Below are 13,267 nucleotides of genomic sequence, written 5' to 3'. Positions count from 1 at the left end.
GGTTAGCCGGAGAAATTGAGCTGTCGCGTTAACGGTTGGGCTGGTGTATCCGTAAGTGCATTGGCCTGCGCTTTCTCAAGCACATCACCGGTGTTGGCCCCTTCGGGTCTATCCGGTTGTGTGGGCGATTTGATTGCGATTCCGGAGCCTTTTCCGGGCGCCCCGCCTGCATTCAAACGCGTTAGGGGCCCAGAAACGGAGATGCCGCCGGGGTCGAGCTTGATAAAGCTGCCGCCTGCCGAGAGGGTCAGTTCGATGCCCGCTTCGATGACCATCTTCTGGCCGGCCTTGAGATGAATTTCGCGACCGGCGTTGGTCAGCTGTGAACGCCCCAGCTGAATGTGTTGGTTTTCGCCGATGGTGAGATGGTCGTCCGGTTTTATTTCGACCTTGCGATCCATGGCGATGGTTAGATGCTCTTCAGCCTTGAACTCGCTGTAGCTGTTTGCCTCGACGGTGTCGTGACGCTCGTGGCCGACGCGGATCTTCTGGTCGTGCTCGATGTTTTCGTCCCAGTCCCGCTGGGCATGGATGTAGATCTGCTCCTGCCCTGTGCGGTCTTCGATGCGCAGTTCGTTGTAGCCGCCACCGCCTGGGCTGGAGAGGGTTTTGAAGACGCTGCGGGTTTTGTTCGTCGGCAGGTCATAGGGGACGGCGTGTTCCTTGTGATACAGGCAACCGGTGACCAGGGGTTGATCGGGATCGCCTTCGAGGAAAGTGACCAGTACCTCCATGCCGACCCGAGGGATCGCAATGCCGCCGTAGCGATCGCCGGCCCAACTGCTGGAGACGCGGAGCCAACAGCTGGTCTTGTCATCCGCCTGGCCATGGCGGTCCCAGTGGAACTGGACTTTGACTCGACCGTATTCGTCGCAATGGATTTCTTCGCCGGCTGGCCCTGTCACGACGGCGGTCTGGCTGCCGAGCACTTTGGGTTTTGCGTGACTCAGGGAAGGTCGAAAAGGGGCCTCCCAAGGGGTTGCGGTAAAACGGTTGCGATAGCCTTGGGTAAATCCGTCAGAGGCTTGGGTGTCGCTGGTGATGGACTCTTCCAGCACCTGAGGTTGCTTGCCTTCGTGATGCAGTTCGGTGAGCAACCAGAGGTCGTTCCAGTCCTGCCGGGGGTGGTCGGAGAGTTCCAGGAAGTGGCCGGTGACTAAACGGGGGCAATCGCTGCGGCCTTCGGCGAGACGATAGTCGTGACGGTGGCGTTCGAGGGCGCGTTGGCCGAGGTGTTTGCCGCGTTCGCGATCCACGAAGCGACCGGGGTAGTCGTAGTCTTCCAACAAAGGCAGATCGTTGCCTTTGGCGGTCGCTTCCATGAGGACGCGAGGCTTTTCGAAATCGTAGTCTCGGCGAACGACTTCGGACGTGCGCGTTTCCAGGCGCAGCGCGAAGCGTCTGATCACCGGTTCATCCGCGACGAGGCCGCTGTCTTGTAGGTAGGCGACGGGCTGCCCCAATTCTGGAAATACCGTCTGGTCATCACCAAACACCAGCACATGTCCCTGTTCGCTGTGCTGGAAGTGGTAGTGAATGCCTTCTTCTTCGCACAGGCGCTGGACGAAGTGCAGGTCGGTCTCGTCGTACTGCACGCAATAGTCCCGCGGCGGATAGACGACCGGACCCAGCTCGAAGCGGTGGGCGTCACCAAGAATGCCGTGATCGGCGAGCACACGCTCGATGATCTGCGGGACGGTGAGGTGCTGGAAGAAGCGTTGATTGGTGCGGTGAGAAAGGTAAGCAAGGCGTGGAACGAGGGTGACGTGGTAGCGGGTCAGGCGCTTGCCAGCATCGCCCTGCGCAATGCGATGGATCTGCCCGTGGATGCCATTGCCTTGCGGCGTGAAGGACAAAAACGCGGATTGATGCAGCAGCGGCTCAAGATCGAGGTCAGGCCGCTCGCTGACCAGCGTTAGCTCGAACGCATAAGGTTGGCTGATGGCCTCGTGGCCGGTGAATTCGAGCACCTGAAAGTCGTGCTCGACTCCCGGCAAGGCAAGCGAAAAATGCCGATCATTGGCGACATCGAACATGTCCACGCCTCCCTGCGTGACCTTCGAAAGGTCGGCAGGATGGCGAAGCCTCCTGCTCGGCTCAAGGGCAGCCGGCCATAAATCAGAACACGTTCACGCCCCATCGGTATGCCTTGTAGGGCGGGTGGAGTTTTTGTGATCGGCGTTCGGCTGTAACGGTCACGCAGTCGCCGCGGGACACAGTGCGTTGTCGCAGGCCTTTCCTACCATGTAACAGTGCAGATTGTGCAAGGTGACGTCGGCTATTTCGCGCAAGGCTTCCACCGTGAAGAATCCCTGGTGGCCCGTGACGATAACGTTTGGGAAGGTCATCAGCCGTAGAAAGACCTCATCATCGATGCGCGCGCTGGAGCGGTCCTTGAAGAATAATTGGCTTTCCTGCTCATAGACGTCGATCGCCAGCGCACCGAGTTGATGAGACTTCAGCGCGTCGATCACGGCGGCGGTATCGATGAGCGCGCCACGCGACGTATTGACCAGCATCGCCCCACGCTTCATGCCTTCGAGGCGGTCTCGGTCGATCAAGTGATGGGTGCTGTCGCTGAGTGGGCAATGCAGGCTGACGATGTCCGCACGGGCAAGCAGATCGTCGAGGGCGACATAGTCCCCCAGCGCACCGAAGTCCGGCGATTCGAACGGATCGTAGCCCAATACATGGCAGCCGAAACCCTTGAAGATTCGGGCGGTAGCGATACCTATCTTGCCGGTACCGATCAACCCGACTGTTTTCCCATGAAGATTGAAACCCAGCAGGCCGTCGAGCATGAAGTTGCCTTCGCGGACGCGATTGTAGGCCCGGTGCGTATGCCGATTGAGGGTCATTACCAGGGCTAGCGTATGTTCCGCGACAGCTTCAGGCGAGTATGCAGGCACCCGAGCAACGAATAGACCCAGGCGCTTCGCAGCGGCCATATCGATATGGTTGAAACCTGCGCACCGCAGCAATATCGCCCTAACACCAAAGGTAGCGAGGCGCTCCAATTGAGAGTCGTTCAAATCGTCGTTTACGAAGGCGCATACCGCATCGAACCCCTGGGCCAAGGTGACCGTATCTTCGGAAAGCGCGACATCGAGATAGGTGATATCGACACCGCTATTGGCATAGGCGCTGCGTAACGCTTCGTCGAAAAAGCGTCGGTCATAGGGCTGGGCGCTGAACATGGCGACGTTCATAAAACCTCCTGAATGGGCGTGCCTCCGGGGGCGCGTTCCACTCAAAAGATAGATCATGGTGGTGGCGCTGATGCTGACGCGAGTCATCTACCAATGATGTTTCGGCGAAAAGGCACATCCGTGTGCTCATTCGGTTGCGCGGCGATGGCATGCAACTTGTTTCGCGGGATGGCCATCAGCGCTCGTCAGCCACCGCCTCCAGGATTACCTTGGCGACATCTGCCGGGCGTGATTGCTGAGGTACATGACTGGTGGGCAGCGACGTCACCTGCGCGCCTATCCGGCTTGCCATTTCATGTTGAAGCGCAGGCAGAATCATGCGGTCCTGCTCACTCACGATGAACCGTGAGGGCTTGGTCTTCCAGGCGGCCACGGACACTTCCTCTGCAAAGGCGCTCGCCTTTATCGGACCTTGGGTTGCCGCCATTACACGCGCTTGCGGCGCGGGCACATCCTGGGCAAAGTCCTGTGCAATGCCTTGGGGAGATAAGCTGAGCCAGCCGTGGCGATCTGCTTTGATACTGGCGGAGCCCGGCGCGGAGGGCTTGCCTTTGGTCAAGCTTTCGACGGACTGGCCTTCGTCGGGTGCGAATGCTGCGACGTAGACCAGCTCTGACACTTTCTTATGGTTGCCGGCCTCGGTGATCACGGTACCGCCCCAAGAGTGGCCCACGAGAACGACCTCACCCTGCTGGTTATCGATAGCGCGATTGGTGGCGGCCACGTCACCCGCTAGCGATTCCAGAGGGTTTTGCACGGCTTGAGCCTGTACCCCTTTTTCCTGTAGCAGGGCGATTACCTTGGCCCAGTCCGAGCCGTCGGCAAAGGCCCCATGCACAATGACTACCGACCGTTGAGCGGCGGTAGCTACGCTAGAAAAACCTGTTGCCAAACCAAGAGAAAGCAAGGCAGCTGCAATAAAATGACGTTTCATAATCAAACTCCTCAGTCCGTTTCTCGAGCACGGAAAGTCGTGCTTGGGAGCCAGTATTGCGACAGGGACCTAACGCTGGTATCGGTTGACCATCCGATGCGCCTTCCAGCGTTCTGTGCTGTTATCGTCTGCAACGTGTCATCTGTTCGTGGGTCGGGTGCCGCCACCATGCAACTATTGGATGCCATTCTCGCATTGGCCTTTGTGGGCGATCTCAGTATGGGGCGCGCCACGGATCACTCTCGCCGTACCGCTTGCCTGGCTGGTTGGCTGGCGCAAGCGGATGGCGCGGACGGCGTCGCGCAAAATCATGCCCGCGCGGTTGCTCTATTACGTTGGTCGGGCTGCACGGCTAATGCCACGGGATTCGCCGAACTCTTAGGAGACGATGTCGCAGCGCGCGAGGCGATGATGGCGCAGACATTGCCACCCATGGACGCACAGACCCAGGCTTTGATCCTTCCACTGGCAATCATCCACTGCGAAATTTCAGGCGATGTGGCGGCGAATCTAGGAATGCCGTCGGACGTGATTTCCGCGTTGCGTCATATCTTCGAGCGTCACGACGGTAGCGGATCACCGGGCGGGCTTGGCGGTGGACTGATCGCGCGCGTAGCCCATTACGCGAACGTCGCAAGCGACCTTGAAATCCTTGCCAATACGCGCGGCCGTACCGGCGCCTTCGCGTTCTTGCGCGACCAAGCGGGATGTAAGTACCCAGCGGACCTGGCGATGCTTGCCGTCAGGTTCGGCGAGTCGTGGCTGGACAAATTGGCCGTTACGCCTCCGAAAGTCAGTGAATGGGATTTTTCGTTCACTTCTCACGTGACAACCGTGCAATCGACGTTATTGGCCGACGTGGTCGAGCTCAAGTTGCCCTGGCTTGCGGGTCACTCGCGGCAGGTCGCGCAACGCGCTGCCCGATGCGCCGAAACGCTGGGGCTGCAGCCTAAGGATCGAGATCTGCTGCATGAGGCCGCACTCTTGCATGGCTTGGGCAGGGCAGCATTGCCCAACCGGCTTTGGGAAACCTCGCCTGACCGGCTCTCCATTCACCAATGGGAGCAGTTGAGGCTCATGCCCTATTGGACGTCCCGGGCCGCTCGGCAGATTCCTGGCCTTAGCACTGCGGGTGATTTGGGGTCGTACGCCTTCGAGCGCCTCGATGGTAGCGGTTACTTTCGTGGGGTTGGCGGTGCCGCACTTTCCCTCATGCAAAGGATCCTGGCCACAGCGGTCGCCTATCAGACGTTGCTCGAAGCCCGACCATGGAGGCCTGCGTATACGCGGCAACAGGCCGCTGCGATTCTTCGAGACGATGTACGTGCCGGCTGCTTCGACTCGGAAGTCGTGGAATCCGTCCTTGCCGCAGACTCGGGTTTAACCCCTGCATTACAGACGGCTCCTGCCGGTGGAGTCCTGTCACCGCGGGAAATCGACGTTTTGCGGGAAATCAGCTTGGGTGCCAGCAATAAGGAGGCCGCGCGACTGCTCGATATCAGCCCAAGCACCGTTCGAACTCACGTCGAGAGCATCTTCCGCAAGCTCGAGTGCACCACGCGGGCTGCGGCTACGCTCAAAGCACTCACGGCGGGTTTAATCTAGACGTCTAACAAAGGCGTCGGCCTCGAAAGCGGGGGGGCTTTCATCCGAAGTGCCGGTTTTTACGCATAAAAAAGCCGGCTTGTGGCCGGCTTTCGGAGGTGTCGCTGGCTTACTTCTGGTAAGCCGCAACGGCCTTGGTAATCTCGGCGCGGGCCGCGTCAGCGTTGCCCCAGCCTTCGACTTTCACCCACTTGCCTTTTTCGAGGTCTTTGTAGTTCTCGAAGAAGTGCTTGATCTGTTCGATCAGTAGCGGCGGCAGGTCGGTGTATTCCTGAACGTCTTTGTAGATCGTCGTCAGCTTGTCGTGCGGAACGGCGATCAATTTGGCGTCGCCACCGGCTTCGTCGGTCATGTGCAATACGCCGATAGGACGAGCGCGGATAACCGAACCGGGTGCGACCGGATATGGAGTCACAACCAATACATCCAGTGGATCGCCGTCGTCAGCCAGGGTGTGCGGGATGAACCCGTAGTTGGCCGGATAGAACATCGGGGTGGCCATGAAGCGATCGACGAACAGGCAATCGGTGTCGTGATCGATTTCATACTTGATCGGCGCGTGGTTGGCCGGGATCTCGATAGCGACGTAGATGTCGTTAGGCAGGTCCTTGCCGGCCGGGATCTTGCTGTAGCTCATGGGCGACTCCCTGAATTGGATCCGAAAAGTGGGCGCGATTATAGGCCCATTGATTGAACGCTAGCTACCAAGACCATCGTCAGCCGTGGCGGGTTCCTGTGCATACGCGGGATGTCCCTGCTGTAAACATCGCAGTCGAGCGAGTGGGTCCTGGCGATAGAACTGTTGAAGCTGGGCGTACACCTCGGGGTAGGCGTGATGCAGCACATCTGGCGCGGTGAAGAAGTATTCACTCGTCACCGCGAAGAACTCTGCTGGGTCTTCCGCGGCGTAGGGGTCGATGGGCGGTTCGGCATCTGGATCGGTCTCTATCTGCGCTTCCAGCGCGTCATAGGCGGTCTGCATGGCGTTCGCCCAGGATTGAATGCGCATGTCCGAATGCAGAGGAGGCAGCCCATTGGCACTGCCTTCGAGCATGTCGAGTTTGTGGCTCAATTCGTGGATGACGAGATTGAAGCCGTCCCAATCCCCGCTCTGTTGAATGCCGGGCCAAGCCATAATGACCGGCCCCTGTTGCCAAGCCTCGCCGCTGCGCTCGTCGTCCCAGCTGTGCTCGATGCCGGCGTCGTCGCGATATTTCTGCGGGCTGACGAAATCGTCGGGATAGATGACCATTTCATGAAATCCCGCATACCAGTTCAGGTCGGGCAGATTGAGCAACGGGAGCTGTGCTTGCGCAGCAATGATCAACAGGGCTTCGTCGTCGAGATTGACGCCTGGCAGCGCACTGATGGTCTTGTCCCGCAAAAACAGCAGGCTTTGTTCCTGCAAACGCGTCAGTTCGTGGTCACTCAGGCCGTCCAAAATGGGCAAGCGGTCTTTGATCCGCTGCCAAAGCGCCGGGTCTATCGCATTGCGTTCGAGGAAGCGGCGCTTACGCCATTCGGTGAGTGACCACATTGTCCGTCAGCTGCCTGAGGCGGCCCGCACGGCGCGGCTGCGCTGGCGTTGACGGATAGCACCAACGACGACCGGTGCGAGCGAAATGGCGATGACGGCGAGGATCAACAACGTCAGGTGTTCCCGGATGATCGGGATGTTGGCGAAGAAGTATCCGAGCGTGGTCAGGCCACACACCCACAGCAGCGTGCCAGCGACGCTGAAGAAGAAAAAGCGCGGGTAATGCATATGCCCAAGGCCAGCCACGAAGGGGGCGAAGGTCCGCAGGATGGGCAGGAAGCGCGCCAGCGTCACGGTTTTGCCGCCGTGCCTGAGATAAAAGGCTTCGGTTTGCAGTAGGTAATCACGGCGGAAGATCTTCGAATCGGGGTTGGAGAACAGGCGCTTGCCGCACGTTCGTCCGATCACGTAGTTGGTGCTGTCGCCCAGGATGGCCGCTGCAACCAGGCACGCCATCAGTAACCCAAGGTCCATACCGCCGATTGCCGCCATGCCGCCTGCGATGAAGAGCAGCGAATCACCTGGCAGGAAGGGCGTTACGACAAGGCCTGTCTCACAGAAGATCACCGCGAACAGAATCAAGTAGATCCAGTTGCCGTATTGCGCGATCAGGGTTTCGAGGTAGGTGTCCAGGTGCAGAATGATGTCGAGTGGGGCGAATTCCATCGCTAGGAGGCTCCAGATTGGTGGTGTGCGTTCGCCGCTGTGAAGCAGCTGTCGGGGCACTCTTCGCGTCCTCGAAGGTGCCTGTTCAGTATGCCGATCCGCGTGCTCCGCAAATCGCTCGACCGCCTTCTTGGCGAAGCGAAAATAGCCTTTAGTCGAGCGGAAGTACGTAGTTGGCGAATTCGGCGTCCTGTTCGAACCCGATCGACTCATAAAGTGCACGCGCTGCGAGATTATCTGCTCGAGTTGCGACACGCAGCCGTACGGCATTCGTCTCTTTCGCCATCTTGCGCGCAACTTGTAACAGGCGATCGGCGACCTGCTGGCGGCGTGCGTCTTCTTCGACATACAAGCCGTTAAGCACCCACAAGCGCTCGAGGGAGAGTGAGGAGTAGCCGGGATAGAGCTGGCAGAAGCCCATGGGTCGGTCTTCGTCATCCGCAAGCGCCAGGTAGATCACCGACTCGTCGCGCTCCAGGCGTTTTGCCAGAAACGCTCGAGATTGCTCTGGATAAGCCGGTTCGCCAAAAACTTCACGGTACTTGATGAACATCGGGGTGATGAGGTCCAGATGTTCGGGCGTGGCTTGGATGATGCGCATTGAAGGCCTCATGTGGACGAAAGGACACCGCCCGGAGTCTCGTATTTACGTAACGAGATCGTGCAGGAGGCATTATTCGATTGGGGCGCATGGCCGGAAAGACCGAGATGCTGCCTCAAATGGCCGCGCCAGCGCAATTCCGCGCGCGCCATAGGGGACCACCGGATAGCCTGCAAAGGGTTCATCCTCTTTGACCTCGATAGGGCCCCACGCATTGCCTTTGTAGGAGCGGCCTTGGCCGCGAATGCGATCTATCCGGCACCGTTGATTTGTCAGATGTGACGCTTAAGGTGGAATCCGAAGGACTCCCGTCGTTTATCTGAGGCGCGGCCGGCAACCGGGATCAACTGTTGTAAACGAGGCGGCTGAAATATCGTTTTCGCGGCCAAGGCCGCTCCTACAGAAAAGCGAATCGCACTAATCGCGAATGGTGGCGCGCATTGCCTTTTGTAGGAGCGGCCCTGGCCGCGAATGCGATCTATCCAGCACCGTTGATTTGTCAGATGTGGCGCTTAGGGTGGAATCCGAAGCGCTCCCACCCGTTTATGGCAATAAGAAGTTGCTTAGCGTGTCTCCGGTTTCACTGGCCAGGGTTTGCATGTCGGCGTCGTCCTTGAGGTTCACGCCAGACAGCTGTCGGCGACATGCCTCGCGCATGAGGTAATGCAGGCGGTGCGCGGCCATGGGATAGCTCAGCCCTTCCAGCCGGACATTGGAAATGCAATTGCGATGCGCGTCATTCAACCCAACCTTCGGCCCGTATGTGAAATAAAGGCCGAGGCTGTCCGGTGAGCTAAGCCCCGGACGTTCGCCGATAAGAATGACCGTCATACGCGCGTTCAAGCGTTGGCCGATCTCGTCTGCAACAGCCACACGGCCTTCCTGCACCAGCGTGATGGGCGCGAGCGACCAGTTCTCACCGTCGATCTGTTCCAGCAGGCGTTCGACGAAGGGGATAGCGTGGCGGTGGATGGCTAATGCCGAGAGCCCATCGGCGATGACGATGGCGAGATCGTAGGGCTCAGCGCGTGTCGACGCCTGTTCGTCCAGCATGGTGGCCGAGGCGTCATCCAGCTTGCGTCCTAGGTCCGGGCGTTGCAGATACAGGTGGCGGTCTGTTGCTGCGCTGTGTAGCAGCAAGCAATCCATGCCTTTGGCTTCGAGCGATTCGGCCAACGACGCATGATCGAAGGGCAGATGGACCGCGTCCCGGGCTTGCGCGTGGGCAAACTGGAAATCCAGTTGCGCGGCGGTCGGTAGGCTGGTGCCGGCGTGGCCGAGGCCGATGCGGGCGGGCGTCAGCGTGCGCAAGGTGTCCCAAGGGCCTTCGGTGACGTTGTCTGGAGTGGAGGTCACGGTTTTGTTGTCCAGTGCTTGTCGTTTGTGCGAACCCATCGGTTTATGCCGCGTTTTCATCGGTGCCTGAGGTATTGCAGGCGACTAAAGTCGCCCCCACAGGATCACTGCGCCTGTCTGGCTTCATTACTGTAGGGGCGACTTCAGTCGCGAGCTTTGTCAGGCTTCCTCCGGCCTACAACTGTGCCAATGCCTGGCGGAACGCCGTTGGCACCTGCTCGCCCAACTGCACCGTCCCGTCCGCGTGGCGAAGAATGTCCATGCGCTCCAACCAGGCTTCGAACTCTGGCGCAGGTCGCAGGCCGAGCACTTTGCGTACGTAGAGGGCGTCATGGAATGAGGTGGTTTGATAATTGAGCATCACGTCGTCCGAACCCGGAATGCCCATGATGAAGTTGATACCTGCCGTGCCCAGCAAGGTGAGCAGCATGTCCATATCGTCTTGGTCGGCTTCGGCGTGGTTCGTGTAGCAGATGTCACAGCCCATCGGCACGCCCAGCAGCTTGGCGCAGAAATGATCTTCCAGCCCGGCGCGGATGATCTGCTTGCCGTTGTAGAGGTATTCCGGGCCGATGAACCCGACCACCGTATTCACCAGCAGCGGCTTGAAGCGGCGGGCGACCGCATAGGCGCGGGTTTCGCACGTCTGTTGGTCGACACCATGGTGCGCGTTGGCAGACAACGCGCTGCCCTGGCCCGTCTCGAAATACATGAGGTTCTCGCCCACCGTGCCGCGCTTTTGTGACAAGCCGGCTTCGTAGCCCTCCTGCAACAGCGCCAGGCTGATGCCGAAACTGGCGTTGGCCGCCTCCGTTCCGGCGATGGATTGGAACACCAAGTCCACGGGTGCGCCGCGGTTGATGGCCTCCACCGACGTGGTCACGTGCGTGAGCACGCAGGATTGCGTCGGGATCTCGTAGCGCTGGACGATGGCATCGAGCATCTTCAACAGCTCGCAAATGCCGGAGGTGCTGTCCGTGGCGGGGTTGATGCCGATCACCGCATCGCCATTGCCGTAGAGCAGCCCATCGAGAATGCTCGCCGCGATGCCGGCCGGATCATCCGTTGGATGGTTGGGTTGTAGGCGGGTCGACATACGCCCCCGCAAGCCGATGGTGTTGCGGAACCGGCTTTCCACCCGCACCTTGTTGGCGACGAGCACCAGATCCTGAATGCGCATGATCTTCGACACGGCCGCGACCATTTCGGGCGTCAGCCCAGGCGCCAGTGCTTTCAAACTCACCTCATGCGCGTCGTCGCCCAGCAGCCAATCGCGAAATCCGCCGACTGTCAGATGAGCGACCGGTGCGAAGGCGTCGGCGTCGTGAGTGTCGAGAATCAACCGGGTGACTTCGTCCGCTTCATAAGGAATGACGGCCTCGTCAAGGAAATGCTTCAGCGGAATATTCGCCAAGGCCATTTGCGCAGCGACCCGTTCTGCGTCGCTATTCGCCGCGATCTCGGCCAAAAAGTCGCCCGACCGTGCAGGGCTCGCTTTGGCCATGACCTCCTTCAGGTCGGCGAACCGATAGATCTGGCCGCCAACGGTGTGGGTGAACCTTGCCATGTCGCCTCCAGAGCCCCGCGTCAGCCTGCGCGCGAGGTGATTCGCGGTAACATTTTCGACCCCGTCAATGGAGGTCCTGTTCAGCGGCCTGGATCGCGGCGAACTCTTCTTCCGGGGTGCCGGAGACCAGGTGATGGCGGCTGTACAACGCGAAGTAGGCAATGAGCACCGCATAGATCACCGCCGCGCCGATCACCACGCGCGGATCGACGAGGAAGCCGGCAATCACCGCAACACAGGCGAGTACCAGCGCAATTCCAGAAGTCATCACGCCGCCTGGCGTCCGGTACGGACGTGGAAGATCGGGGCGGCGAACCCGCAGCGCGATGTGCGAGGCCATCATCAGGACGTAGGAAATCGTGGCACCGAAGACGGCGACTAGAATCAACAGGTCGCCCTGGTTACTGAGCGACAGCGCGAAGCCGATGATGCCGGGAACGATCAAGGCAAGGACGGGCGCCTTGTTCTTGTTGGTGAGCGACAACCCTCGTGGCAGATAGCCGGCCCGCGATAGCGCGAATATCTGGCGGGAATAGGCGTAGATGATGGAGAAGAAACTGGCGATCAAGCCCGCCAGGCCGACGAGGTTCACGAACTGGCTCATCCAGGTCGCGCCCTGATAGGCGGATTCGAGCGCTTCGACCAACGGATTGCCCGAGCTGATGAGGCTCTGAGCGCCTGCGGCGCCGGGTCCGACGATCAATATCAGTGCGGCGAGCGCGAGAAGCACCAACATGGCGCCGATCAGGCCGCGCGGCAGGTCGCGTTTCGGGTCCTTGGTTTCTTCGGCGGCGAGGGGCACGCCTTCGACCGCAAGAAAGAACCAGATGGCGTAGGGCAGGGCGGCCCAGATGCCCACGTAGCCAAAGGGCAAGAAACTGCTGGCTCCGGTGGCCTCAGTGACCGGAATATCGAACAGATTTGCAGCATCGAAGTGCGGCACCATCGCCACGATGAACACGGCAAGCGCCAGGGCAGCTACTGCCGTGATGACGAACATCAGCTTCAATGCTTCGCCGGCGCCAAGGATGTGGATGGCGATGAACACGACGTAGAACAGCAGGTAGATCATCCAGCCGCCGATGCCGAATAGCGACTCACAGTAGGCCCCGATGAAGCAGGCAATGGCGGCTGGGGCGATGGCGTATTCGATCAGAATCGCGGTGCCGGTAAGAAACCCGCCCCACGGGCCAAAAGCGCTGCGGGCGAAGCCGTAGCCGCCTCCGGCGGTTGGGATCATCGAAGACAACTCAGCTAACGAAAAACACATGCACAGATACATCGTGGCCATCAGCAACGTCGCGATGAACATGCCGCCCCAGCCGCCTTGAGCGAGGCCGAAGTTCCATCCGGCATAGTCGCCGGAGATCACGTATGCGACGCCAAGGCCAACGAGCAGCACCCATCCAGCGGCGCCTTTCTTAAGCTGTCGATGCTGGAAGTAATCCTCACCGACTTTCTCGAAGTCGACGCCAGCGTTCTCGGGTGCGTGGCCAGATTGTTCGATGGGCATGTGTGCTCGCCTTATGGTGTCGTGTTCCTTTCTTCGGCATAGCCGAAGATGCCGTAATTGCAACAACGTATGTGGCGGAAAACGGAGCAATAGCTGTGCCAGAGGGCTTTGCTGCACTCAGCGCCAGTGTGGGAGCGGGCCATGCCTGCGACGTATTTCATCAGGCGAAGTTCGCGCCAGGTTGGAACCAAATCGCGGGCATGGCCCGCTCCCACAGAGATCAAAAGTGAGCTCTTGCCAGGCACAGTGGAGGGAAGCAAACGCCACTGGTTAGTGGCC

The 13,267-nt window shown here is 59.7% G+C and carries 11 protein-coding genes; 1 reads left to right on the top strand and 10 read right to left on the bottom strand.

Annotated features, from left to right (window positions below):
- Positions 1 to 2 precede the first annotated feature (2 nt).
- From IEY47_RS12830 to IEY47_RS12820, 3 genes are all read right to left on the bottom strand, one after another.
- On the bottom strand, positions 3 to 2,036 hold the full coding sequence (locus IEY47_RS12830; RefSeq protein WP_188983640.1) for a type VI secretion system Vgr family protein: 2,034 nt from the start codon (positions 2,034 to 2,036) through the stop codon (positions 3 to 5).
- Between the two features lie 159 nt (positions 2,037 to 2,195).
- Positions 2,196 to 3,209, bottom strand: coding sequence for a 2-hydroxyacid dehydrogenase (locus IEY47_RS12825; RefSeq protein WP_188983639.1), 1,014 nt, complete (start codon positions 3,207 to 3,209; stop codon positions 2,196 to 2,198).
- A 175-nt stretch (positions 3,210 to 3,384) separates the two neighbouring features.
- Complete coding sequence (locus tag IEY47_RS12820) at positions 3,385 to 4,143, bottom strand: alpha/beta fold hydrolase (RefSeq protein WP_188983638.1); 759 nt, start codon at positions 4,141 to 4,143, stop codon at positions 3,385 to 3,387.
- A 168-nt stretch (positions 4,144 to 4,311) separates the two neighbouring features.
- On the opposite strand from IEY47_RS12820, the gene IEY47_RS12815 reads away from it, so the two are divergent.
- Complete coding sequence (locus IEY47_RS12815) at positions 4,312 to 5,748, top strand: HD domain-containing phosphohydrolase (RefSeq protein ID WP_188983637.1); 1,437 nt, start codon at positions 4,312 to 4,314, stop codon at positions 5,746 to 5,748.
- A 109-nt stretch (positions 5,749 to 5,857) separates the two neighbouring features.
- On the opposite strand, the gene ppa is transcribed toward IEY47_RS12815, so the two are convergent.
- The 7 genes from ppa to eat all read right to left on the bottom strand — a co-directional run bounded on the left by ppa (position 5,858) and on the right by eat (position 12,988).
- Entirely contained in the window at positions 5,858 to 6,385 is a 528-nt protein-coding gene (ppa, locus tag IEY47_RS12810) for an inorganic diphosphatase (protein ID WP_188983636.1), read from the bottom strand.
- Positions 6,386 to 6,445: 60 nt separating this feature from the next.
- Complete coding sequence (locus IEY47_RS12805; RefSeq protein WP_188983635.1) at positions 6,446 to 7,285, bottom strand: M90 family metallopeptidase; 840 nt, start codon at positions 7,283 to 7,285, stop codon at positions 6,446 to 6,448.
- Positions 7,286 to 7,291: 6 nt separating this feature from the next.
- Positions 7,292 to 7,951 carry a DedA family protein gene (locus IEY47_RS12800; RefSeq protein WP_188983634.1) on the bottom strand — a complete coding sequence of 220 codons (660 nt, stop codon included), beginning with the start codon at positions 7,949 to 7,951 and terminating at the stop codon, positions 7,292 to 7,294.
- A gap of 151 nt (positions 7,952 to 8,102) precedes the next feature.
- Positions 8,103 to 8,552 carry a GNAT family N-acetyltransferase gene (locus tag IEY47_RS12795; protein ID WP_188983633.1) on the bottom strand — a complete coding sequence of 150 codons (450 nt, stop codon included), beginning with the start codon at positions 8,550 to 8,552 and terminating at the stop codon, positions 8,103 to 8,105.
- A 543-nt stretch (positions 8,553 to 9,095) separates the two neighbouring features.
- On the bottom strand, positions 9,096 to 9,908 hold the full coding sequence (gene eutC, locus IEY47_RS12790; RefSeq protein ID WP_229779414.1) for an ethanolamine ammonia-lyase subunit EutC: 813 nt from the start codon (positions 9,906 to 9,908) through the stop codon (positions 9,096 to 9,098).
- Positions 9,909 to 10,083: 175 nt separating this feature from the next.
- On the bottom strand, positions 10,084 to 11,475 hold the full coding sequence (locus tag IEY47_RS12785) for an ethanolamine ammonia-lyase subunit EutB (protein ID WP_188983631.1): 1,392 nt from the start codon (positions 11,473 to 11,475) through the stop codon (positions 10,084 to 10,086).
- 64 nt (positions 11,476 to 11,539) lie between these two features.
- Positions 11,540 to 12,988: an ethanolamine permease gene (eat, locus tag IEY47_RS12780; RefSeq protein ID WP_188983630.1), complete on the bottom strand. Its 1,449-nt coding sequence runs from the start codon at positions 12,986 to 12,988 to the stop codon at positions 11,540 to 11,542.
- Positions 12,989 to 13,267: the final 279 nt, after the last annotated feature.

It is taken from the genome of Pseudomonas matsuisoli (assembly GCF_014647635.1).
GTDB lineage: Bacteria > Pseudomonadota > Gammaproteobacteria > Pseudomonadales > Pseudomonadaceae > Pseudomonas_P > Pseudomonas_P matsuisoli.
Note: the sequence above shows the minus strand (reverse complement) of the source record. Positions and strands in the feature narration are given on the sequence as shown.